Source organism: uncultured Lentibacter sp. (assembly GCF_937123735.1).
Lineage (GTDB): Bacteria > Pseudomonadota > Alphaproteobacteria > Rhodobacterales > Rhodobacteraceae > Lentibacter.
This window is the reverse complement of sequence record NZ_CAKZKL010000039.1, coordinates 29,749-52,059: the sequence shown is the minus strand read 5'-3', so window position 1 is coordinate 52,059 and position 22,311 is coordinate 29,749. Positions and strand designations below refer to the sequence as shown.

Annotated in this window: 26 protein-coding genes and 1 tRNA gene; 16 read left to right on the top strand and 11 right to left on the bottom strand. The window is 62.3% G+C overall.

Going from position 1 to position 22,311, the window contains the following annotated elements:
• Window positions 1–70 precede the first annotated feature (70 nt).
• The 5 genes from Q0478_RS12530 to Q0478_RS12510 are packed head-to-tail and all read left to right on the top strand — an operon-like array spanning window position 71 to window position 3,749.
• Window positions 71–1,078, top strand: a complete 1,008-nt coding sequence (locus Q0478_RS12530; protein WP_298679782.1) for an SPOR domain-containing protein — start codon at window positions 71–73, stop codon at window positions 1,076–1,078.
• On the top strand, window positions 1,075–2,085 hold the full coding sequence (nagZ, locus tag Q0478_RS12525; protein WP_298679780.1) for a beta-N-acetylhexosaminidase: 1,011 nt from the start codon (window positions 1,075–1,077) through the stop codon (window positions 2,083–2,085). Before Q0478_RS12530 ends, nagZ begins: the two co-directional genes overlap by 4 nt.
• Entirely contained in the window at window positions 2,075–2,875 is an 801-nt protein-coding gene (locus Q0478_RS12520) for a ScpA family protein (RefSeq protein WP_298679778.1), read from the top strand. The genes nagZ and Q0478_RS12520 overlap by 11 nt, the downstream gene beginning before the upstream one ends.
• 1 nt (window position 2,876) lies before the next feature.
• Window positions 2,877–3,548: an SMC-Scp complex subunit ScpB gene (gene scpB, locus Q0478_RS12515; RefSeq protein ID WP_298679776.1), complete on the top strand. Its 672-nt coding sequence runs from the start codon at window positions 2,877–2,879 to the stop codon at window positions 3,546–3,548.
• A gap of 57 nt (window positions 3,549–3,605) precedes the next feature.
• Entirely contained in the window at window positions 3,606–3,749 is a 144-nt protein-coding gene (locus Q0478_RS12510; RefSeq protein ID WP_298679774.1) for a hypothetical protein, read from the top strand.
• On the opposite strand, the gene Q0478_RS12505 is transcribed toward Q0478_RS12510, so the two are convergent.
• The 8 genes from Q0478_RS12505 to Q0478_RS12470 form a co-directional block, all read right to left on the bottom strand.
• A complete protein-coding gene (locus tag Q0478_RS12505) occupies window positions 3,746–4,822 on the bottom strand; it encodes a 2'-deoxycytidine 5'-triphosphate deaminase (RefSeq protein ID WP_298679772.1) in 1,077 nt (358 codons plus the stop codon). The two genes, Q0478_RS12510 and Q0478_RS12505, sit on opposite strands and share 4 nt — an antisense overlap.
• 230 nt (window positions 4,823–5,052) lie before the next feature.
• A tRNA-Pro gene (locus tag Q0478_RS12500) sits at window positions 5,053–5,129 on the bottom strand.
• 128 nt (window positions 5,130–5,257) lie between these two features.
• The gene (locus tag Q0478_RS12495; protein ID WP_298679770.1) at window positions 5,258–5,947 is read right to left on the bottom strand and encodes a MerR family transcriptional regulator; all 690 of its coding nucleotides are present in this window, start codon (window positions 5,945–5,947) and stop codon (window positions 5,258–5,260) included.
• 13 nt (window positions 5,948–5,960) lie between these two features.
• Window positions 5,961–6,263 carry an integration host factor subunit alpha gene (ihfA, locus tag Q0478_RS12490; RefSeq protein WP_298679768.1) on the bottom strand — a complete coding sequence of 101 codons (303 nt, stop codon included), beginning with the start codon at window positions 6,261–6,263 and terminating at the stop codon, window positions 5,961–5,963.
• Window positions 6,264–6,447: 184 nt separating this feature from the next.
• On the bottom strand, window positions 6,448–7,422 hold the full coding sequence (locus Q0478_RS12485; RefSeq protein ID WP_298679766.1) for a beta-ketoacyl-ACP synthase III: 975 nt from the start codon (window positions 7,420–7,422) through the stop codon (window positions 6,448–6,450).
• Window positions 7,419–8,555, bottom strand: a complete 1,137-nt coding sequence (gene plsX / locus Q0478_RS12480; protein ID WP_298679764.1) for a phosphate acyltransferase PlsX — start codon at window positions 8,553–8,555, stop codon at window positions 7,419–7,421. Before plsX ends, Q0478_RS12485 begins: the two co-directional genes overlap by 4 nt.
• 14 nt (window positions 8,556–8,569) lie before the next feature.
• Entirely contained in the window at window positions 8,570–8,776 is a 207-nt protein-coding gene (rpmF, locus tag Q0478_RS12475; protein WP_089888470.1) for a 50S ribosomal protein L32, read from the bottom strand.
• 184 nt (window positions 8,777–8,960) lie between these two features.
• Window positions 8,961–9,524, bottom strand: a complete 564-nt coding sequence (locus tag Q0478_RS12470) for a DUF177 domain-containing protein (protein WP_298679759.1) — start codon at window positions 9,522–9,524, stop codon at window positions 8,961–8,963.
• Between the two features lie 77 nt (window positions 9,525–9,601).
• Here Q0478_RS12470 and bamE point away from each other — a divergent pair, with 77 nt between their 5' ends.
• The 3 genes from bamE (at window position 9,602) to Q0478_RS12455 (ending at window position 12,744) form a co-directional block, all read left to right on the top strand.
• Complete coding sequence (bamE, locus tag Q0478_RS12465; RefSeq protein WP_298679757.1) at window positions 9,602–10,063, top strand: outer membrane protein assembly factor BamE; 462 nt, start codon at window positions 9,602–9,604, stop codon at window positions 10,061–10,063.
• Between the two features lie 83 nt (window positions 10,064–10,146).
• The gene (locus Q0478_RS12460; protein ID WP_298679755.1) at window positions 10,147–10,875 is read left to right on the top strand and encodes a GNAT family N-acyltransferase; all 729 of its coding nucleotides are present in this window, start codon (window positions 10,147–10,149) and stop codon (window positions 10,873–10,875) included.
• Window positions 10,876–10,917: 42 nt separating this feature from the next.
• On the top strand, window positions 10,918–12,744 hold the full coding sequence (locus Q0478_RS12455; RefSeq protein ID WP_298679753.1) for an ABC-F family ATP-binding cassette domain-containing protein: 1,827 nt from the start codon (window positions 10,918–10,920) through the stop codon (window positions 12,742–12,744).
• A gap of 213 nt (window positions 12,745–12,957) precedes the next feature.
• Here Q0478_RS12455 and Q0478_RS12450 read toward each other — a convergent pair whose 3' ends face one another.
• Together Q0478_RS12450 and Q0478_RS12445 are read right to left on the bottom strand one after the other, a co-directional pair.
• The gene (locus Q0478_RS12450) at window positions 12,958–13,713 is read right to left on the bottom strand and encodes an SDR family NAD(P)-dependent oxidoreductase (RefSeq protein WP_298679751.1); all 756 of its coding nucleotides are present in this window, start codon (window positions 13,711–13,713) and stop codon (window positions 12,958–12,960) included.
• A gap of 69 nt (window positions 13,714–13,782) precedes the next feature.
• Window positions 13,783–14,868 carry an AbrB family transcriptional regulator gene (locus Q0478_RS12445; protein WP_298679749.1) on the bottom strand — a complete coding sequence of 362 codons (1,086 nt, stop codon included), beginning with the start codon at window positions 14,866–14,868 and terminating at the stop codon, window positions 13,783–13,785.
• Window positions 14,869–15,001: 133 nt separating this feature from the next.
• Here Q0478_RS12445 and Q0478_RS12440 point away from each other — a divergent pair, with 133 nt between their 5' ends.
• The 8 genes from Q0478_RS12440 (at window position 15,002) to Q0478_RS12405 (ending at window position 21,699) form a co-directional block, all read left to right on the top strand.
• A complete protein-coding gene (locus Q0478_RS12440; RefSeq protein ID WP_298679747.1) occupies window positions 15,002–15,850 on the top strand; it encodes a DUF2059 domain-containing protein in 849 nt (282 codons plus the stop codon).
• 235 nt (window positions 15,851–16,085) lie between these two features.
• Window positions 16,086–16,694 carry a 50S ribosomal protein L21 gene (locus Q0478_RS12435; protein ID WP_298679745.1) on the top strand — a complete coding sequence of 203 codons (609 nt, stop codon included), beginning with the start codon at window positions 16,086–16,088 and terminating at the stop codon, window positions 16,692–16,694.
• A gap of 21 nt (window positions 16,695–16,715) precedes the next feature.
• Window positions 16,716–16,985 (top strand): 50S ribosomal protein L27, encoded by a 270-nt coding sequence (gene rpmA / locus Q0478_RS12430; protein ID WP_263761113.1) that lies wholly within the window; start codon window positions 16,716–16,718, stop codon window positions 16,983–16,985.
• Window positions 16,986–17,061: 76 nt separating this feature from the next.
• Window positions 17,062–17,652: a LysE family translocator gene (locus Q0478_RS12425; RefSeq protein WP_298679740.1), complete on the top strand. Its 591-nt coding sequence runs from the start codon at window positions 17,062–17,064 to the stop codon at window positions 17,650–17,652.
• An 11-nt stretch (window positions 17,653–17,663) separates the two neighbouring features.
• The gene (locus tag Q0478_RS12420; RefSeq protein ID WP_298679738.1) at window positions 17,664–18,203 is read left to right on the top strand and encodes a GNAT family N-acetyltransferase; all 540 of its coding nucleotides are present in this window, start codon (window positions 17,664–17,666) and stop codon (window positions 18,201–18,203) included.
• 28 nt (window positions 18,204–18,231) lie between these two features.
• Window positions 18,232–19,269, top strand: coding sequence for a GTPase ObgE (gene obgE, locus Q0478_RS12415; protein WP_298679736.1), 1,038 nt, complete (start codon window positions 18,232–18,234; stop codon window positions 19,267–19,269).
• Window positions 19,257–20,369 (top strand): glutamate 5-kinase, encoded by a 1,113-nt coding sequence (proB, locus tag Q0478_RS12410; protein ID WP_298679734.1) that lies wholly within the window; start codon window positions 19,257–19,259, stop codon window positions 20,367–20,369. The genes obgE and proB overlap by 13 nt, the downstream gene beginning before the upstream one ends.
• A 73-nt stretch (window positions 20,370–20,442) precedes the next feature.
• Window positions 20,443–21,699 carry a glutamate-5-semialdehyde dehydrogenase gene (locus tag Q0478_RS12405; RefSeq protein ID WP_298679732.1) on the top strand — a complete coding sequence of 419 codons (1,257 nt, stop codon included), beginning with the start codon at window positions 20,443–20,445 and terminating at the stop codon, window positions 21,697–21,699.
• Between the two features lie 3 nt (window positions 21,700–21,702).
• Here the strand turns inward: Q0478_RS12405 and Q0478_RS12400 are convergent, their stop codons facing one another.
• A complete protein-coding gene (locus Q0478_RS12400) occupies window positions 21,703–22,302 on the bottom strand; it encodes a histidine phosphotransferase family protein (RefSeq protein WP_298679731.1) in 600 nt (199 codons plus the stop codon).
• Between the last annotated feature and the right edge of the window lie 9 nt (window positions 22,303–22,311).

The following is a 22,311-nucleotide window of genomic DNA, read 5'->3' as shown; positions in this document are numbered from 1 at the left end:
AAAATGTGACAAGCGGTTTGAGCAGGCAACAGCGACGCTTTGTGCGACGCTTAGGAAGACGAGGCACTGTATGGCACAAACTCCACCTGGTGGCACAGGCGCGCACACGCGGTCCCTGTCAAGTTTGACCCATTACGCCGGTGCGGCTGTGTCTTTTGGGCTGGTCGTGGGGATCGGCATCTGGGGCTATGGTGTGCTCTCGCGCGATGCGGGGGGCGTGCCGGTTGTTTCTGCTGCCGCGGACGGGCCCATGCGGGTGGCTCCGAAAACGCCGGGGGGGGTGACGGCGGCGCACCAGGGGTTGTCAGTCAATGAGGTGATGGCGCAGGGCGGTGCCGAGAAGCCCGCCGACCGTCTGGTATTGGCACCTGCGCCGGTGAGCCTTTTGGAGGAAGACCAGCCATTGGCGGGCGCGCTTGCGCCGTCTGTGGTGGTGGCTGCGCCTTCGGTGGCGCTCCTGCCCGAGGAGGGCAGCATAGAGGAGGAGCCGGTGAGTGCGCAGATCAGCTCGGTGCGCGCGCTGGTGGAAAAACTCGCCGAAGGCGAGGCACCTCTGCTCATGCCTGACGCCACGGAAGCGGCGGTTAGCCCCGTGGTTCCGAGCGAGGAGGCAGCCCCCCAAGAGGATGTGACGGAGCAGGATTTAGAGCTTGCTGCGCTGACAACGCCCGCAACCGAAGCTGCGGCACAGGCACAACCGGTTGTCATTCGCTCGTTGCGCCCGCAATTGCGGCCCAAACGCGCGAACGCAAGCCGCGCGCGCGCCCCTGTGGTGGCTGCGGCCATTGAAGCTGCTTTGGTGGATGTCGCCTCTGAGCGCCTGCCTGTGGGCACGCGGCTTGTGCAGCTGGGGGCCTATGACAGCGCCGAAGTGGCCCAGCGGGAGTGGACACGGCTGAGCAAGCGGTTTGAAGCCTACTTTGAAGGCAAATCGCCTGTGGTGCAGCGCGCAGAGAGCGGCGGGCGGGTCTTTTTTAGGCTGCGCGCCCAGGGCTTTGCAGATCTTGCAGATTCGCGCCGCTTTTGTGCCGCTCTCCTGGCCGAGCGGGCCGATTGCATTTCGGTGGCCAGCAAGTGAGGCGCTACGGGGCCACCATCTTGGATGCTGAGGGGCTTGTGCTGAGCGCGAATGAGCGGGCGTTTTTTCGGGATGTGAACCCCTTTGGGTTTATCTTGTTTGCGCGCAATATTGAGAGCGCGGCGCAAATAAACCGGCTTTGCGACCAGATGCGCGACGCTGTGGGGCGCGAAGCCCCGATCACCATTGATCAGGAGGGCGGGCGCGTGCAGCGATTGTCTGCGCCAGAGTGGCGCGCTTGGCTGCCGCCGCTTGAGCAAGCGCAGCGCGCCGGGACAGAGGCCGCGCGCAGCTTTTATCTGCGCTTTCGGCTGATTGCCCATGAGCTGCGCCAGTGTGGGATCGACAGCAATTGTGCGCCGATGCTCGATATCGCCTTTCCGGAGACCCATGACTTTCTGAAGAACCGCTGTTATGGGGCTGATATTGAAAGCATTTCGGCACTTGGCCGTGCGGCGGCGGAAGCGATGCTGGACGGCGGTGTGCTGCCTGTGGCCAAGCATATCCCCGGCCATGGGCGGGCGGTGGCGGACAGCCATTTCGAGCTGCCCAGTGTTGATGTCAGCCGCGAAGAGCTGATTGCCAGCGATGGCGCGCCTTTTTTGGCGCTGAATGACATGCCAATGGGGATGACCGCGCACATCCGCTATCCGCAGATTGACGAGGCCCCCGCGACGCTGAGCAAGACGGTGATGGAATTGATCCGCGATGAGCTTGGCTTTGACGGGCTGATCATGACCGATGACATCTCGATGAAGGCGCTTCAGGGCGATTTGGGGGATCTGAGCCGCGCCGCACTGGCAGCGGGCTGTGATGTGATCCTGCATTGCAACGGCACGCTGGCCGAGCGCAGGGCTGTGGCCGAAGCGGCGGGCGAGATGAGCGAAACGGCGCAGGCGCGGGCTGAAAAGGCCCTGAGCCAGCGGATCACGCCCTCGGATGTTGACATTTCGGCGCTGGAAGCCGAGCTTGAGGCGCTTTTGAATGGGCGCGTCTATGCCAGCTGATGACTTTGAAGAAGACCAAAAACCCCTGAGTGTTGCCGAGCGGCTCGACGCCGAGGCGCTGATTATTGATGTTGACGGCTTTGAGGGGCCGCTTGATGTTCTGCTGACGCTGGGGCGCACGCAGAAGGTGGATCTCACCAAGATCAGCATTTTGCAACTGGCGCGGCAGTATCTGGCCTTTGTGGAGCGCGCCAAGAGCCTGCGGATCGAGTTGGCGGCGGATTACCTTGTGATGGCGGCATGGCTGGCTTTTCTCAAATCGCGGTTGCTCTTGCCGCCGGACCCGAGCGAGGAGGGGCCAAGCGGCGAGGAGCTTGCGGCGCATCTGGCGTTTCAGCTTGAGCGCTTGCAGGCCATGCGCGATGTGGCGGCGCGGCTCATGGCGCGTGACCGGCTGGGGCGCGACTTTTTTGCGCGCGGGCTGCCAGAGGATGTGACCCGGATCAAGCGCGTCCGCTATACGGCCACGCTGCTGGACCTCATGCAGGGGTATTCGCGGCTCAGAACGCGCGACGAGTTTCGCCCGTTTGTGATGGACCGTGACGCTGTTTACACGCTGGAAAACGCGCTGGAGCGGATGCGCGGCCTCATCGGCTTTGCTGGCGATTGGACGGTGATTTCAAGCTATATTCCCGAGGGCTGGGACAAGGACGCGGCGCGCATGCGCAGCGCCACGGCCTCGACATTTGCCGCCTCGCTGGAGCTGGCCAAGGAAGGGCGCGTGGAGTTGCGCCAGTCAGAAACATTTGCGCCCATCGAGTTGCGCCGCAGAGCTGAGAGCCGTGAATAACATGAATGACGACGCAGAAAGCATTGATCAGACAGAGGAAAGTCTCTTTGAGGCTCCGCCGATTGCCGAGCAAGAACGCATGGTGGAGGCGATCCTCTTTGCCAGCGCCGAGCCGGTGACTGTGGCGGAGCTGAATGCGCGGATGCCCCACGGGAGTGACGCCGCAGAGGCGCTTGTTTACTTGCGCAAGCGTTATGAGGGGCGCGGTGTGCGGGTGGTCAAAGTGGGCGACGCCTGGGCGCTGCGCACCGCACCGGACCTGTCGTTTTTGATGCAAAAAGAAACCGTGGAGGTGCGCAAGCTCAGCCGGGCCGCCATCGAAACCCTGGCGATCATCGCGTATCACCAGCCCGTCACGCGGGCGGAGATCGAGGAGATCCGCGGTGTGAGCGTGAGCCGCGGCACGATTGACCAGCTTCTGGAGATGGAGTGGATCCGCTTTGGGCGGCGCAAGATGACGCCGGGGCGGCCTGTGACTTTTGTTGTGACAGCCGATTTTCTGGATCATTTCGGGTTGGAATCGGCCCGCGACTTGCCGGGGCTCAAAGAGCTGCGTGCCTCGGGGCTTCTGGAAAGCCGCCTGCCGCCAAATATGATGCCCACGCCAGGCGCGGGCGATGAGGATCTGGCGGAGGAAGCGCAGGAAGGTCAAAGCGAGCTGTTTGAGGATTAACGCCTTATTTTCTGCACAATGTGCGGTTAACCTCTCCGCAGCCAGAGGAGACTGACCATGAACGCCAACAGGCTGATCAACATGCTGTTGCGGCTCGTGATGCGCAAGGCCATGCAGCGCGCCAACAAAAAGGGCAGCGCAAGCGCCACCAAGGGCCTGACCAAGGCTGCGCGCATGGCGCGGCGCGGTGCGCGTTTTTAACTTTTGAAGTGTTTTGAGAGCTTGAGGCCCTGGCCTTGATAGTTTGAAGCGATCCGCGCACCATAGAGCTCGGCGGGAGTCTGCGCCATTTTTTCATAGACAAGCCGCCCCACGATCTGGCCATGTTCCAGAACAAAGGGGCTTTCATGGCAGCGCACTTCCAGCACCCCGCGCGAGCCGGCCCCACCTGCGGGAGCATAGCCAAAGCCCGGATCAAAGAAGCCCGCATAATGCACCCGGAACTCGCCGACCATGGCCAGATAGGGGGCCATTTCGGCGGCATAATCCGGCGGGATGCAGACGGCTTCATTGCTCACGAGGATATAGAATGCGCCCGGATCGAGGATAATTTGCCCATTTTTGCTGCGCACTTCTTCCCAGAAATCTTCGGGCGCGTAGTGGTTCAGCTTGTCCAGGTCAATCACGCCGGTGTGTGGTTTGGCGCGATAGCCCACAAGGGTGCTGCCGGCCGGGCGTAGATCGACCGAGAAGCCGAGGCCCTCGTCGATCAGCGGCGTGGCGCCATCGACCAGCGGGATTTCGGCGTGCAGCGCGCGCAGGGCGTCATCAGAGAGCACGGCCTGACCATCGCGAAAGCGGATCTGGTTGAGGCGCATCCCGGGGCGCACGAGCACCGAGAAGGAGCGCGGGCAGATCTCGGCGTAAAGCGGGCCGTTGTAGCCGGCTGGCACGCGGTCAAACTCCTCGCCCCCGTCGGTGATGGTGCGGGTGAGCAGATCAAGGCGGCCGGTGGAGCTTTTGGCATTGGCCACGGCCTGGATGGTTTGGGGCAGCGCAAGGCGCTCTTGCAGCTCGACCACATAGACGCAGCCCTTTTCCAGAACGGCGCCTTGGGTGAGGTCTATCTGGTGCATTTCAAATTCTGAAAGCCGCTCGGCCACTGTGCGGCCCGCACCAGCGAGAAAGGACGCACGCACCCGCCAGGCCCGCGCGCCCAGGCGCAGATCAAGGCTGGCGGGCTGGACCTGCCCCTCCACATAGGGCTGCGCAGCATGGATCATCCCCGCTTGGGTCATCTCAAGTAGCTGTTGGCTGGCCAGAACGCCTGTCATCTCTCTGTCCTTTCACGGGCAATTTGGGCTGTTGTAACAAGTTTCGTGCCCGGGGGCAGGCAAAAAACGCCCAATCTGCGCGCAGCATTGCTTTTCACAAATGCCAATCTCGGCCTTCACTTTTGACATTTCTCCGGGGGGCTGGTGCCGCGATGCGCCGAGCACCGTCCGTTTCAAAAACGTCTGCTGCAGGGTGTGGTAGGCTCAATGGGGCTGGGGAAGGGTGGTAATGGTCGGGCTAGCAGGACTCGAACCTGCGACCTTCCGTCCCCCAGACGGACGCGCTACCAGGCTGCGCTATAGCCCGACTTAGGCAGCTTCATAGCGTATTTGCACAGGAGGGCAAGGGCAAATCGGGCCGGTTTTTCAAGGAACCGTCACGCGGTGTCAGGGCAGGCTATGGCCGCAAGCAGGCAGGCGCCTCAAAGGTGGGCCTTAGCCGCCTCGCGCCCTCAGCTCGGTGCGGATTTCTTCAAGCCGGCTGCGCATCTGCGCGCTCATGGGCGCACGGAAGGCGGCGAGGCGGCTGAGCACGCCGGCATCCACGTCGGGGTCTTGATCGCCGGGGTCTTTTGGCAAATCCGGTGAGGGGAGTGCGCTGTTTTCTGCGCCGGCTGAGGGTATGTGCGCTTGTTCGGCCGTCGGCGCGGATAAGGGGAGCTCGCTTTGCGGGTCGGCAGGGTCTGTCGCGGCCGCTTGTGGGGTGAAGGCAATCACCTCCGAAGCTTTGGGGGCTTCTGCGGGCGCCTCCACATAAGGAGCCTCTGGCGCCGCATCCGCCTCGGACGAAAGTTGGGTGGGCTCGGCGGAGGTCTCAAGCTCTTCGCTCAACTCGGCATCGAGCTCGGCATCCAGCGGTTGGGAAAGGTCGGCCACGGCTTTGACACCGCTTTCGCGCAGCATTTTTTGTGCGCCTTTGATGGTCATGCCATCTTCGTGCAGAAGTTTCTTGATTCCCCCCAGCAGAAGCATGTCATTGGGGCGATAGTAGCGCCGCCCACCGGCGCGTTTGACGGGTTTGACCTGACTGAACTTGCTTTCCCAAAAGCGCAGAACATGGCTGGGCAGGCCAAGCCAGTCAGCCACTTCGCTGATGGTTCGAAAGGCGTCGGCAGATTTGGCCATATCCCTGTCGCTCCTAGCCTTTGTTGCCTGCGGCGACTCTGTCTTTCATCAGATGCGACGGGCGGAAAGTGAGCACGCGGCGCGGGTTGATGGGCACTTCTTCGCCTGTTTTTGGGTTGCGCCCCACACGCGCCGTCTTTTGGCGCACCGAGAAGGTGCCAAAGGACGAGATCTTGACCTGCTCGCCGTTCACGAGCGCGTCAGAAACTTCCTGGAGCACGCTTTCCACCAATTCGGCGCTGTCATTGCGCGACAGGCCAACCTCGCGAAAAACGGCTTCGCTCAGATCCATGCGTGTAAGTGTTTTTTCAGTCATAAAGTCCCCCTATGAGGGAATTTCGTCATCCCTCTTTCGTGCCAGAATAGGCTTGAGTGAGAGAGCGCGTCAATATCAATGACTTGCACTGTTGCTTTCCGGCGGCATTCCTGTGTCTTTGTGGGCGTATTTTTGGGCAGATCCGCCGCTGGCGGGCCCTGGGGCCGGGCCAACCGGCCTTTTCTTACCAGCGCAGCGCCACAGCGCCCCAGGCAAGGCCGCCACCAATCGCTTCGGTCAGCACCAGATCGCCCGGTTTGATCCGCCCCGAGCTTGCACCAACAGACAGCGCGAGCGGAATCGACGCCGCCGAGGTGTTGCCATGGTCTTGCACGGTCAGCACAACCCGCTCCATGGGCACATTCAGTTTTTTGGCAGTCCCCTGAATGATGCGGATATTGGCTTGATGCGGCACGATCCAATCGACATCGGCATGGCCCAGACCGGCCTTCTCAAGGGCGGCCTCGGCGGTGGCGGCCAGTTTTTCAACCGCCTGGCGGAACAGCGCATTGCCTTGCATCCGCAATTTGCCCGACGTTCCGGTGCTGGAGACGCCGCCATCGACATAGAGCATGTCTTTGTAACGCCCGTCTGAATTGAGATCACAGGCCAGGATGCCCCGATCATCTGTGGTGCCACTGCCTGTTTGGGCCTCAAGGATCAGCGCACCGGCCCCATCGCCAAACAGAACCGAGGTGCTGCGGTCGCTCCAGTCCATGATGCGGCTGAAGGTTTCTGCCCCGATGACCAGCACACGCCGGGCCTGACCGGAGAGGATAAGCCCGTTGGCGGTGGAAAGTGCAAAAACGAATCCCGCGCAGACGGCTTGAACATCAAAGCCAAAGCCCCGCTCCATGCCGATTTTCTGCTGCACCATGGTGGCGACCGAGGGGAAGGTGAGATCGGGTGTGGAGGTGGCAACGATGATGGCGTCCAGATCGTTGGCGCTAAGTCCTGCATTGGCGAGCGCGGCTGTGGCCGCCTCGGCCGCCAGATCGGAGGTATGTTGCCCTTTGGCGGCAAAATGGCGCCGCTCAATGCCCGATCGGGTGCGAATCCATTCATCGCTGGTGTCGATTGTCTTTTCAAAGGCGGCGTTTTCCACAATCTGCTCGGGCAGATAATGGCCATAGCCGATCACCACGCTGCGACTTGTCATGCGCCTGCCTCCTGTGCGGCGCTGTCGCCTTGCTCGGTTTCGGTCTCGCCCGTGTCGGACGCCAGCATGGTTGCGGCCGAAATGCGCGCGGCGAGCTTCTGGTTGAAGCCGCTCTGGGCAAGCTGAACCGCCAGCTTGATGGCAGCACTGACGCCGGTGGCATCAGCGGAGCCATGAGATTTGACCACGGTTCCGTTGAGACCCAGAAAGACCCCGCCATTGACACGCCGCGGATCAATCCGCGCGCTCAGGCGTTTGAGAGAGGTATAGGCCAGCAGCGCCGCGAGACGCGACAGAGGTGTGTAATTGAACGCTTCGCGCAAGAAATCGCGGATCAGGCTGGCGGTGCCTTCGCCTGTCTTGAGGGCGATATTGCCGGTAAAGCCATCGGTGACGATCACATCACAGCGTTTGCCCGGAAGATCGCTGCCTTCCACAAAGCCCACATAGTCAAACCGCGCTGTCGCGGCATTCTCGGCGATCAGGTCGTTGGCGGCCTGGATCTCGGCGCGGCCCTTGAACTCTTCGGTGCCCACATTGAGCAGACCCACGCGGGGGCGGGCAATATCAAGCCCGTTGCGGGCATAGGAGGCGCCCATCAGCGCATATTGCAACAGGTCGCGCTCATCGGCGCGAATATCTGCGCCCGCATCAAGCATGACATTGAAGCCCTGCGGGTTGCGCGAGGGCCAGAGCACCGCAATGGCCGGGCGGTAGACCCCGGGAATTTTGCGCAGCCGGATCACCGAAAGCGCCATCAACGCGCCGGTGTTTCCACAAGAGACACAGACGGTCGCTTCGCCCTTGCGCACGCTTTCCAGAGCAGACCACATCGAGGTTTGTTTGCCCGTGCGCATGACTTGTGCAGGCTTGTCTTCCATCGAGACAACCCCGGGGGCATCAATGATCTGGCAACGGCCTTGCAAGTGTTTCTTGGCTGCCACGAGCGTTTCCAGCGCGCGCTGCTGGCCGTGGAGCAAAAAGAAGATGCTCGCATCGGCCTTGGCCGCACGCGAACAGCCAGCGACGATTGCCGCTGGCCCTTTGTCACTTCCCATGGCATCAACCGAAATCACAACACGCTGTGCCTGCGGCGTCTCTGAAGCAGGCGTGGGCGTTTGTGTCGGGCTCATGCGTAAGTCCCGGCTTAGGCCGCGTCTTCGTCGATCTCGACTTCATCCGCGACAGCAATCACTTCGCGGTCTGCGTAGTGGCCGCAATCAGGGCACACATGGTGTGGGCGCTTGAGCTCACCGCAGTTTGGGCATTCGTTGGGGTTTGCAGCCGTGAGGCTATCATGGGCGCGACGGTTGTTGCGACGCGATTTGGAGACTTTGTTCTGTTGGACAGCCATGTCACAACCTCAATTATCTAGGGGCAAAAAAGCCCAGTTTCAGAAGGGCGAAGCCCTGCGTGTTCGGGTTCTGTCTGCTCATATGCAAAAGCCATGAGCCTGTCCAACCCTAAATTCGTAAGAGCGCGCGAAAATAGCCGGAATCAATCAAGTTGCAAGAGCGAATTTTGCCCGCAAACGGCTTTTACTCCTCCGGCGTTTGCAGCTTGGCCTTGAGCGCGGCCAACCCCGCAAAGGGCTTGCTATCTTCATCGGTGAGCGCGGTTTTGCCGGCCTCCGTGAAGACAGCCCCCTGAAGGGCCACCCCCTCTGCGCGCGGATAAGACGGGATGGCCAGCGCCAGCGCTTCGCGAAACACATCCACAAGGTTGATGTGGCTGCCCAGCGGCTCGGCGCGCTCATCTTCGGGCATTTCTATTTCGGCATCGTCTTCCAGATCGCAGAATTCGGGCATCTCGCGCAGGAACAGGCGTTCAACAGGTTCTTCCACTCTGGCGCCCACCGGCTCAAGGCTGATCACACAGGGCTGCTGAACACTGGCCCCGAGCGCTGCGCGCAGCAGCCAGTCATCGGCGCCATGTGGCGCAATGGTGCCAACGAGGCGGGCTTTCTTGAGGCTGATCAGCCCGAGATCGGCGGCGATCTCTGCGCGCAGCGCGGCATCCGGGCGCAGCTGAAAGCTGTAGCTCTGGTTTGCGCTCAGCCGCGAAACGGCGATCATCGCGACATCTTGAAAGTCTTCGGCCACTGCTTGGCTCCTTGAATCAGAGGCATATCCTTAGTAATCGGGATAAGAGGCCAGGTCAGCCGACACAAGGGGCAGAGATGAAACCGAGTCACGCAGTTTTTCGACAGAGCCAGCTTTATGCGCTGATGGCGGTTGTTTTCATGGGGCTGAGCGGCTGTGCGGCCAGCCACCGCGACTTTGGCTATATCCCCAGTGACAGCGCGCTGGCGGAGATTGTTGTGGGCGTTGATTCCCGCGAGAGCCTGTCTGAAAGCCTTGGCGCGCCGTCGGTTTCGGGGGTGTTGGATGACAACAGTTATTACTATGTCAAAAGCAAGATGCGCTATTTCGGGGCGTTGCGGCCCAAGGAAATAGAGCGCGAGGTGCTGGCCATCAGCTTTACAGATGCGGGGCTTGTGCAGAATGTCGAGCGCTTCTCGCTTCAGGATGGCCAGATTGTCACCCTGTCGCGGCGTGTGACCGAATCAAGCGTGACAAACAACACCTTCTTGCGCCAGCTGCTGGGCAATATTGGCCGCTTCTCGCCCGAGGGCTTCTGAGGCAAATACCCCCTCGCGCCGCTGAGGAACTGTGCTAGGCTTGCCCGGCGCGTGGTGTGTTTGAGGCGGCGAGGGGTGTTGGGATGCAGACCTTTGAAAAAGGGGGGTATCGCGTCAGAGTGGCGGTGGATGCGGCTGATGTGCGGGCCGCCCGCGGCCTGCGCCACAAAGCTTTTTTTGGCACCGAAGGGCAAGACAGCGACCCCTTTGACGCCCAGTGCAGCCAGATTTTACTCGAAGATTTCGGCGGCCGGCTTCTGGGCTGTTTTCGGTTGCAGCTGCTGGCCCAAAGCGCCGACATCACAAAGAGCTATGCGGCGCAGTTTTATGCGCTGGAGGCGCTGGCGGGGTTTGACGGCCCGCTGCTGGAGCTGGGCCGCTTCTGTGTGGACCCGGCGCTGCGGGACCCGGATGTGCTGCGCATCGCTTGGGCGGCCTTGACCCGTTATGTTGATGAAAACGCAGTTAAAATGCTCTTTGGGTGCGTCTCTTTTGCCGGGGTAACACCTGAGCCTTATCAGGACAGTTTTGCACTGCTGCGCGCACGTCACCTTGCGCCGCCGCCCTGGCAGCCGGGTGTGAAGGCCCGCCGGGTTGTGCGCTTTGCGGCGCGCGCGCCGGTGCGGCCTGATTTGAAACGCGCGCTGGCGCAGATGCCGCCCTTGCTGCGCAGCTATCTGGCCATGGGCGGCTGGGTGAGTGACCATGCGGTGGTGGATGCGCATCTGGGCACGCTGCATGTGTTCACGGGGCTTGAGGTTGGGGCGATTCCGCCGGCGCGCCAGCGGCTGTTGCGCAGCCTTGCGGCCTAACAGTGCTTGACGCCAGAGGGCTCTGCGGATAGCGCTCTGCCCATGGCACGCGCACCCCTCTTACAGCTCAATGATGTCGCTCTGACATTTGGTGGAAACCCCGTTTTCGAGGGCCTTTCGGCCACAGTGCAACCCGGAGACAGGGTGGCGCTTGTGGGGCGCAATGGCTCGGGGAAATCCACCTTGATGAAGGTCATGGCCGGGCTGGTGGAGCCGGACCGTGGCGAGGTGGTTTCCGGGCCGGGAGTGCGCGTAGGGTATATGGAGCAAGACCCTGATATGTCGGGGTTTTCAACGCTTGGAGACTATGCCTCAAGCGGGCTTGAGCCGGGCGAGCTTTACCGTGTGGAGCGGGCTGGGGAGGGGCTGAAATTTGACCCTGAGCGCCCTGTGGAAACCGCCAGTGGCGGGGAAAGGCGGCGCGCGGCTTTGGCCAAGCTCATGGCCGAGGCCCCCGAGCTGATGTTGTTGGACGAGCCCACAAACCACCTTGATATCGAAGCGATCCGCTGGCTGGAAAGCGAGCTGAAATCCACGCGCACGGGCTTTGTTCTGATCAGCCACGACCGCGCATTTTTGCGTGAGCTCACCCGCGCAACCCTCTGGATTGACAGGGGGAAATGCCGCCGTAATGAGCAGGGTTTCGAGCATTTTGAAGCCTGGCGCGACAAGCTTTGGGACGAAGAGGACCAAGCGCGCCACAAACTGGACCGCAAGATCAAATCCGAGGCCCGTTGGGCTGTGGAAGGGATCAGTGCGCGGCGCAAGCGCAATCAGGGCCGTGTACGCGCCCTTGCCGAGCTGCGCGCCGAACGCGCAGGCCAGATCAGGCGCCAAGGAACAGCAAGCATGGCGCTGGCGAGTGGGGTGGCGTCGGGGAAAAAGGTGATCGAGGCCACGGGGCTGTCCAAAGCCTATGATGGCAAGCAGATCTTAACAGAGTTTGACCTCACCGTGCAGCGTGGCGACCGGATTGCTTTTGTCGGGCCGAACGGTGTGGGCAAGACAACGGCCATCAAGCTGCTGATGAAGCAGGAAAAACCTGATTCGGGGACGGTAAAACTCGGGACCAATCTGGCTCCGGCGATCTTTGATCAGGCGCGCGCGCAGCTCGACCCTGAAATGAGCCTCTGGGACAGCCTCACGGGCGACCCTGACATGCGGGTTTCGGGCAAGGCCGACCAGATCATGGTGCGCGGAATGCCGCGCCATGTTGTTGGATACCTTAAAGAATTTCTGTTTGACGAGGGGCAGGCGCGAGGGCCTGTGAAGGCGCTTTCGGGCGGCGAGAAGGCGCGGCTCTTGCTGGCCAAGCTGATGGCACGCGAGAGCAATCTGCTTGTGCTGGACGAACCGACCAACGATTTGGACGTGGAATCGCTTGATTTGCTGCAAGAGCTTCTGGACGATTACGACGGCACCGTGCTGCTGGTCAGCCACGACCGCGACTTTCTGGACAGGGTGGCCAACCTTACCGTGGCGATGGAAGGCGACGGTAAGGCGACGGTCTATGCTGGCGGCTGGAGCGACTATCAGGCACAGCGCCCTGAGAGTGACGACTGGGATAAGCAAGATATTTCAAAGACTTCCAAGGCAAAGCCCAAGAAAGCCAAGCCCAAGCCCAGCCCCAAAATGAGTTTTACGCAAATCCACAGGCTGAAGGAATTGCCCGGCGTAATTGCCCGGCTTGAGGCCGAGATTGGCAAGCTGGAAACGCTTCTTGCGCAGCCTGACCTTTTCACCAAAGAGCCGGTCAAATTCAAGAAAGCCACCGAGGCCTTGGTGCAGCGCCAAGACGCCTTGGCCGCCGCCGAAGAGGAATGGTTAACGCTTGAAGACAAGGCCGAACGCGCCGGTGAGACTTTGTGACACCCGCCAAAACAGGGGGGTGAAAAGCGTGCACACCGCGTGCACCCTGCGTGCACCGGCAAAACCGCCCCGGGGGGCGGTGGATTTGTTAAGGTTTCAGGACACCGTTCAGATTTCTGACAAAAAAGTGATCCGGTCGGCGCGTCGCCGGACAGGCGGGGCACTGTGCGGCCGGATCGGCAGGTGCGCAGAGATTGCGCACCCTACGGCGGTTCACTGCATCCGCAAGGCGCCGTCGATGCGGATCGAGGTGCCGTTGAGATAGTCTGATTGCACGATGAAACCCGCAAGTTTGGCGTATTCCGCAGGGTCTCCCAGCCGTTGCGGGCAGGTGACGTCTTTGGCCAGCGCATCTTGCACCTCTTGTGGCAGGCCTTTGAGCATGGGGGTTGCGAAGATCCCCGGCGCGATGGCCATGACGCGGATGTTGTCGCGCGACAGATCGCGGGCCATGGGCAGGGTCATGCCCAAAATCCCCCCTTTGGAGGAGGCATAGGCAACCTGGCCCTTCTGGCCTTCAAAGCCGGCAATGGAGGCTGTGTTGATGATCACGCCGCGCATTCCGTTCTCATCGGGCTGGGCTTTGGCCATGGCCGCTGCGGCGAGGCGCGCGACATTGAACGAGCCCACAAGGTTGATGTCGATCACGCTTTGATAGAGCGAAAGCGGATGCGGCCCTTCGCGGCCCAGTGTTTTGGCCGGTGGGGCAATGCCGGCGCAGTTGACGGCGCAGGTGAGCCCGTTCATGGCGGCCACGGCGCTGTCGATGGCCGCGGCAACGCTGGCCTCATCTGTCACATCGGTTTCGCAGAAATGCGCGCCGATCTCATCTGCCAGGGCCGCGCCCCGGCTGGCGTCGCGGTCCAGCAAGGTGACCGAGGCTCCCTCGGCGCGAAAATGGCGCGCTGTGGCTTCGCCGAGGCCGGAGGCACCGCCTGTGATGATGGCTTTGGTGGCTGTGAGTTGCATGGTGTCTCTCCCTGCGAGTGTAAATGAACAATTGTTCAATAACTTGTCTCAAGGGCCTTGGTCAACGCCTCACTGCGGTGGCGGCGCTTTGAAGAGCCGTTTGGACAGCGCCCCCAGAAGCAGCACCGTGAACAGGATGCGCAAGATGTGGTGGAGCGTGACGAAGGCGGGGTTGGCGTTGAGGCTGAGCGCCACAAGGGCCATTTCATTGACCCCGCCGGGCGCGAAGGTGATGAAAAGCGTTTCAAAGGTTTCGCCGGTGGCGGGCAGCAGCAGCGCAGCCAGCCCCGCCCCAAGGGCAAACATGAATCCCAGCGACACAAGAGAAAGCCAGAGGCAGCGGCGCAGGCTGCGCAGGGTCAGGCCGGCAAACCGCATCCCCAAAGCGCAGCCCACCACCAGCTGCGCCAGCAACATGAGCGCGTTGGGCAGGGCCAGCGGCGCGCCCAGAAGCGCAAACCCTGCCGACACCAGCAGCGCGCCGGTGAGCTGCCAGGCGGGCAGCTTCAGGGCCCGCCCCGCAAAGAGGCCAAGCCCCAGTATCACAGCGGCGAGCGGATACATCCTTACACTGGGGGCATGGGGAGACAGGATCATGCCATCGGCGCTGCCCAGCGGTGCGCCCAGCCAGAGCGACAGCCCCAGGGGCACCAGGGTGATCACCAGGATAATGCGCAGGAATTGCTGGGCAATGAGGGTGGGTTGCGTGGCTCCGGCGGCCTGGCCGAGGGCGATGGATTCAATCAGCCCGCCGGGCGCGCCGGCAAAGAAGGCCGTGGCCGCATCATAGCCGCCCAAGCGGCGAAAGATCAGATAATTGCCGCCCTGCGCCAGGAGCACGAAGACAAGGATTGCCAAAAGCGAGGGCAGCAGATCGGGCAGCCCGCCGAGCAGCTCGGGGGTGACCTGAGCGCCGATCAGCGCCCCGATGAGCGCAATGAAAGGCAGGCGCAGGCTTTCGGGAAAGCGATAGCCGCTGGGCAGGCGCGCTTGGGCGCAGATGGCCATTGGGGCCGTGGCAAGCAGCGCGCCGAGCAGAAAAGGCAGGGGCAGGCCGAGCCACTGCGCGGTAAGCGCGCCCAAGAGGCCCAGCCCCAGCAGGGCAGTTGTGACGGCAAGGGAGAGGCGCAGGCCCATGGGCGGCTTTCGTATCATGCAAGTGGCCAGAGCCTAGCGCATCCGGCCGCCGTGGCAAACCACCGGTTTGTGGCGGGCTTTGTGGCTGATTTTGATTGAACCTCTGCGGCGATGGCTTAGGCTGCGCGCAGAGGGTGCGAAAGGACAGACCATGTTGAGACTCATGCTGAGAGGGAGTGTTTTGGGGCGTGTTGGCCTGCTGTGTGCGGCCTTGCTCGCTGCTGGCAGCGCGCTCGCGGCCCCTGTGAGTGATGCACGGCTGGAGGCTTTCTTACGGGTGACGGGGTTTGATGTGGCGCTGGAGAGTATGCGCCTTGGGGCCACGGATGCGCCGCAGATGCTGGGGCTTGAGGCCAGTGATTTTGGCCTGCGCTGGACCCAGATTGCGGATGAGGTCTTTGCGCCCGAGGCGATCCGGGCGGAGGCAAAGGCGCTGTTGGGGGCGGCGCTTTCCCCCCAGATGCTGGAACATGCGGCGGAGTTTTATGCCAGCGCGCTCGGATTGCGCCTGGTTGCGGTGGAAAACGCGGCCCATGCTGTTGCGGACACGCCGCAGGATGTGGCGCGGGGAGAGGCCTTGCTGGCAGAGATGCGCGCGACAGGGGCAGCGCGGCTTCAGATTTTGCAGCGTATGAACCATGCGATCGACCCCCAAAACATTGGCGTGGAAGCGATGCAGGAGGTGCAGATCCGGTTTTTGCTGGCGGCGTCGGATGCGGGGGTGATCGCGCGGATTGACGAGGCTGCGCTGCGCAGTCTGATGCAGGAGCAGGCAAGCGCGCTGGCTGAGGAGATCGAGCAGCTCTCGCTGGCGGCGGCGGCGCGGATTTATGAGCCCTTTTCAGATGCGGAGCTTTTGCGCTACGCGCAGGCTTTGGAGCACCCGACAATGCAGCAGGTTTACGAGCTGATGAATGGTGTGCAAAACCTGTTGACCGGCACGCGCTATGAGCAGCTGGCGCTGCGCCTGGCCGAGCTGGGCCCTGCCCAGGAGCTTTGAGGGCGGGGCAGGCGGGGTTTGCGGCCAAAAAGGCGTAAAAATCGCGCGCTTGGTGCTTGACTTGCGCGGGTCTATTCACGATAAGCGCGCGACCGGAGGGGAAACCCTGGCCGGTTTGTTTTTAATGACGTCTCCCAGAGAGGCGCGCTGTTTGAAGGCGGAGACAGGCAATAGCCCGCTCCACAACACCGCAAAAGCGGGGCCGTAAGACGCGGAAGAAGAGAAGGAAAGACCCATGTTCGCGGTCCTCAAGACGGGCGGCAAGCAATATAAAGTTCAATCGGGCGATGTGCTCCGCGTTGAAAAGCTTGCGGCCGAAGCTGGCGAAACAATCCAGTTCAACGAAATTCTCATGCTCGGTGGCGACACACCTGTTGTGGGCGCCCCTATGGTTGACGGCGCGGCCGTTCAGGCCGAAGTGATCGACCAGATCAAGGGCAAGAAAGTGATCAACTTTGTGAAGCGCCGCCGGAAGCACTCTTCCAAGCGCACCGTTGGTCATCGCCAGAAGCTCACGCTTCTGCGCATCACCGAGATCCTTGCTAAGGGTGGTGACACGACCGGCGTAAAAGCCGCGATCGGATCTGGGTCTGTGTCTGGGTCTGTCTCCGGGGGCGCTCCGGCAGCCAAGCCTGCGGCCAAGAAAGCCGCTCCAAAAGCTGCGCCAGCCGCAGCGGGCGACGATCTGACAGCCATCACAGGTGTCGGCCCGGCCGCCGCCAAGAAGCTGGTCGCAGCGGGCATCACAACTTTTGCAGACCTCGCGAAAGTAGACGTAGACAGCTTTGACGCCGTAAAAGTGAAACCCGAGTGGGTGGCACAAGCGGCCGAGCTGGCGAAATAAGTCGGATAAGGAGAACACGATATGGCACATAAAAAAGCTGGCGGTTCATCCCGTAACGGTCGCGACTCAGCGGGTCGCCGCCTTGGCGTTAAGAAATACGGTGGCGAAGTGGTCATCGGTGGCAACATCATCGTGCGTCAGCGCGGCACAAAGTTTTGGCCGGGCGCAGGCGTGGGCATGGGCAAGGATCACACGATCTTCGCCACAGCCAACGGCAACGTGAAGTTCCACAAGGGCCTCAAGGGCCGCACCTTTATTTCGGTCCTGCCGGCGGCGGAGGCCGCGGAGTAACCGAACCTTTAGGTTTTAAGACAAAACAAGGGATCGGTGCAGAACCGGTCCCTTTTTCTTTTTCTGGAGCTCAAGAATGGGCGTTTCCGTGGCAGCATTTCTCGTCTTTGGCGCGTCTCAGGTGGGCACACCCGGGCCGGCCAATATGGCGTTGATGGCGACGGGTGCGCGCTTTGGCTTTCGCGCAGCACTGCCGTTTGTGGCGGGAGTGGCGCTTGGCAAGCAACTGGTGATCTGGCCCGTGGGCTTTGGGCTCATGGAGCTGGCGGCGCGTGCGCCTTGGGTGTTTGAAGCGCTCAAATGGGCCAGCGTGGCCTATATCTGTTGGCTGGCGTGGAAGGTGGCCAATATGCGCCTGGCGACAGACGCAGGTGGCGCATCCGCGCCGGGCTTTCTGGCGGGGCTATGGGTGCATCCTTTGAACCCCAAGGCTTGGGCCATGATCACGGCGGGCTTCACGAGCTTTACCGCGGCGGGCACACCGCCTCTGGAAGCCACGGCCACGATCGCGGCCTGCCTTTTGGGCTTGCAGCTTGTTTTGCATCCGATCTGGACCTTTGCGGGCGATAGGATTGCCGCCTTGGTTGCAGGGCGGGCGCAGGAAAAATATCTGATGTGGAGCCTTGCCGCGTTGACGGTGGCTTCTGTTTTACTTGTATTATTTTGAGAGAGACCAAGATGACGGACACGACCCTTTTGGAGCAGCCAACCCTTGTGAGCGCGTCGTTTGAGCTGCGCCCTCTCACACCTGCGGATGCGGGGCTGATTGCGCTTTATGCGGGCGATCTGCGTGTGGCCAGCCGCACCAGCCGGATTGCCCATCCTTTGCCGCCCGGGGAGCCGGAGGCGTTTATTCAGCGTGCGCTGGCCAGCGGGCGCAATGAGGATGTCTGGGCGATTGACGCCAGCAAGGACCGCGGGCCGAGCCTCACCGGGATCATCTCTCTCAAGAAGATGGACCGCAACCAGAGCGAGATCGGCTATTGGGTGGCGCCGGCGTTTTGGAACACCGGCGTGGCCTCGGGGGCGGTGCAGTGTTTGCTTGCGGCCAATCCGCAGGGCTGCGAAACCATCTTTGCCAGCGTCTTTCAGGACAACCCGGCTTCGGCGCGTGTGCTGACGAATCAGGGGTTTGAGTATATCGGAGACGCCGAGACCTTTTCTGTGGCGCGCAACACGACGGTGCCCACATGGACCTATATTTACAAGCTCACATGAGCGCGCCCTGCGGGGCTGAGGAGACGACATGAAATTTCTTGATCTCGCAAAGGTCTATATCCGGTCTGGCTCGGGGGGCGGGGGCTGTATCAGCTTTCGGCGCGAGAAATTTATCGAATACGGTGGTCCGGATGGCGGCGATGGCGGGCGTGGGGGCGATGTCTGGGTTGAGGTTGTGGACGGGCTCAACACGCTGATTGATTTTCGCTATCAGCAGCATTTCTTTGCCAACAACGGCCAGGCCGGCATGGGCAGCCAGCGCACCGGCAAGGACGGCGATGATATTGTCTTGCGTGTGCCTGTGGGCACCGAAATTCTGGAGGAAGACGGCGAGACGGTGATTGCCGATCTCACCGAGCTGGGCCAGCGGCTGCGCATTGCCAAGGGGGGCAATGGCGGCTTTGGCAACCTGCATTTCAAATCTTCCACCAACCAGGCGCCGCGCCGCGCCAACCCCGGCCAGGAGGGGGTTGAGCGCACGATCTGGCTGCGGCTCAAGCTGATTGCCGATGCGGGGCTGTTGGGCCTGCCCAACGCGGGCAAGAGCACCTTTTTGGCGGCGACGTCCAATGCGCGCCCCAAGATTGCCGATTACCCGTTTACCACACTGCACCCCAACCTCGGGGTTGTGGGGGTTGATGGGGCGGAATTTGTCATTGCCGATATACCGGGGCTGATCGAGGGCGCGCATGAGGGGGTGGGCCTTGGGGTGCGCTTCCTCGGGCATGTGGAACGCTGCGCCTGTCTTTTGCACCTTGTGGATGGCACTTCGGGCGACCCTGTGGGCGATTACACCACCATCATCAGCGAGCTGGAAGCCTATGGCGGCGCGCTGGCCGACAAGCCGCGTGTGACCGTGCTCAACAAGATTGACGCGCTGGACCCGGAAGAGCGGGCGTTCCTCAAGGAGGAAGTGGAAGCGGCAACAGGGGTGAAGCTGTTGCTGATGTCAGGCGTGACCGGTGAGGGCGTGACCGATGTGTTGCGCGCGCTGCGCAGCGAGATCCAGGATATGCGCGCGGCGGAGGCTGCCGAGGGGATGGAGGCTGCGCCATGGCAACCCTGAGCCGGGCACGGCGTGTTGTTGTCAAGATCGGCTCTGCCTTGCTGGTTGATCCGGCTGAAGGCGGGCTGAAGGCAGGCTGGCTCACGGGGTTGGCGGCCGATGTGGCGCGCATGAAGGCGCGGGGGCAGGATGTGGTTCTGGTCTCCTCCGGCTCGATTGCGCTCGGGCGCGGGGTGCTGGGCTTGCCCATGGCCGAGCTGGCGCTGGAGCAGAGCCAGGCGGCGGCAGCTGTTGGACAGATCCGGCTGGCGCGGGCCTATGAGGAGGTTTTGGCCCCGCATGGGATCACCACGGGGCAGGTGCTTGTCACGCTGGAGGACAGTGCCGACCGGCGGCGCTATCTCAACAGCCGTGCCACGCTGGAGCAGCTCTTGAGCCTCGGGGTGGTGCCGATTGTGAACGAGAACGACACAGTGGCCACCGACGAGATCCGCTATGGCGACAACGACCGGCTGGCCGCGCAGGTGGCGGTGACTGTGGGTGCGGATCTTCTGGTGCTGCTGAGCGATATTGACGGGCTTTACACGGCCAGCCCCGCGCAAGACCCGCGCGCCACGCGCTTTGAGCGTGTGGAAAAGATCACCCCCGAAATCGAGGCGATGGCCGGGGATGCGGGCACGGGCCTGTCCAAAGGCGGGATGAAGACCAAACTCCTGGCCGCCAAGACCGCGACAGGCGCGGGCTGTGCCATGATCATCGCTTTAGGATCGCGCGATAACCCCTTGTTAACAGTTGAGGAGGGCGCGCCGCATACGCTTTTTGTGGCCGAGGGCGACCCGCAGGCGGCGCGCAAGCGCTGGATTGCCTCGATGAAACCGCAGGGGCGGGTTGTTCTGGACGCGGGGGCTGCGCGGGCATTGGCGGCAGGCAAGAGCCTGTTGCCGGCGGGTGTCACGGCGGTCAGCGGCGGCTTTGGACGCGGCGAGCCGGTTGAGATTTGCGATGCAAACGGGCATGTGCTTGGTCATGGGCTGGCGCGCTACACAAAGCAGGAAGCCGAGGCCATCATGGGCCACAAGAGCGAAGAGATCGAGGCGATCTTGGGGTATATCGGGCGCGCGGCGCTCATTCACCGCGACGACATGGCGCTTCTTGGCTGAGCTACCAAGGCAACAGGGCAAGAGGGCCACAGGGTAATTGGGCAACTGGGCCACAACGAAAAAGGGCAAGGCGATGACAGATATTGGCGAGATGATGCAAACCCTTGGACGCGCGGCCAAGGCCGCGGCAGAGGAGCTGGCGTTTGCCAGCGCTGAGCAGAAACGTCAGGCGCTGCTGGCGGCGGCAGATGCGGTTTGGGAGCGGCGCGCGGCCATCATGGCGGCCAATGCCAAGGACATGGAATTTGGCGCGGACAAAGGGTTGAGCAGCGCCATGCTGGACCGGCTCTTGCTGGATGAGCCGCGCCTTGAGAGCATTGTGGCCGGGCTGCGCGCTGTGGCCGATCAGGCCGACCCTGTGGGCGAGGTTCTGGAAGATTGGGATCGCCCCAACGGGCTGCACATCCGCCGCGTGCGCACGCCCTTGGGCGTGATCGGGGTGATCTATGAGAGCCGCCCCAATGTGACGGCGGATGCCGGTGCGCTCTGCCTAATGGCTGGCAACGCGGTGATCCTGCGGGGCGGTTCTGAGAGCTTCCATTCGTCTGCGGCTTTGCACGGCTGTCTTGTCCAAGGGCTGCGCGCCGCCGGCTTGCCGGAGGCCAGCATCCAGCTTGTGCCCACAAGAGACAGGGCCGCAGTGCGCGAAATGCTCACCATGGTGGAGCACATCGACGTGATCGTGCCGCGCGGGGGCAAGGGGCTGGTGGGCCTTGTGCAACGCGAGGCGCGGGTGCCGGTTTTTGCCCATCTGGAGGGGATCGTGCATATTTACATCGACGCAGCCGCCGACCCTGAGAAAGCCCGCGCCGTTATTCTGAACGCCAAGACGCGGCGCACCGGCATTTGCGGCGCTGCGGAATGTGTGCTCATCCATCAGGATGTGATGGAAACGATTGGCCGGGAGGTTGTCACGGCGCTGCTTGCGTCCGGGGTCGAGGTGCGCGGTGATGCGGCTGTGGCCACCCTAGAGGGCGTGCGCCCGGCCACGCAGGCCGATTGGGGCTGCGAGTATCTGGATATGATCATCGCCGCCAAAGTGGTTGCGGATGCAGATGCGGCCATCGCGCACATCCGCCGTTATGGCTCGGGCCATACCGATTGCATTCTGACCGAGGATGACGCCACGGCCGAGCGCTTCTTTGAGCGGCTGGACAGCGCGATTTTGATGCGCAATGCCTCGACACAATTTGCCGATGGCGGCGAATTTGGCATGGGGGCCGAGATCGGCATTGCCACGGGCAAGCTTCATGCGCGCGGCCCGGTGGGGGCGGCCCAGCTGACCAGTTTTAAATATCTGGTGGTGGGAGACGGCACCCTGCGCGCCTAGGGCTCAAAAGCTAATGGTGAGCTGATCTTCAGATTTGTGATGGTGCAATTGCCGGTGCAGGGCGCTGGTGCATTCGGGCAGCATGGCAAATTGCACCTGTGCTGGTTCAAGGTCTTCGGGGGGTTTGGCCCCGTTCAGCATCTCCCAGAGCGCAGGCTCCAGGCGCAGCTGGCCGCTTGCCTGCACCGTCCAGCCTGCTTGCGCGCTGTGCTGAACCTGCATGGTGCCGCCCAGCGGCAGCGCTGTGCCCAGACATAGGAGTGCTAGAAATGCGGCCTGCACCTCGTTGCGTGGTGCATCTTCGATGAGCTCCCAGGTGCAGCGGAGGCGGGTGTCGCGGTAATAATCGTCAAGGATGCGGCGCAGCTCGCTTGCGCCGAGCCGCTGCTCGCCTGACGACATGCCCAGGGCGATCCGATAAAACCGGATCCGCGCCGTGGCACCGGCCACGGAGGCATTGATCAGCTCAAGCTCCGGGGATTGGGGCGCGCCGGAGAGCGCGACAAGCTCCATGCCGTTGGCAATGGCCCCGATGGGGCTGATCAGATCGTGGCAGAGGCGCGAGCCAATGAGCCGCGCGAGTGTCAGTCTGTCTTGTGCCATGGGGCGTCC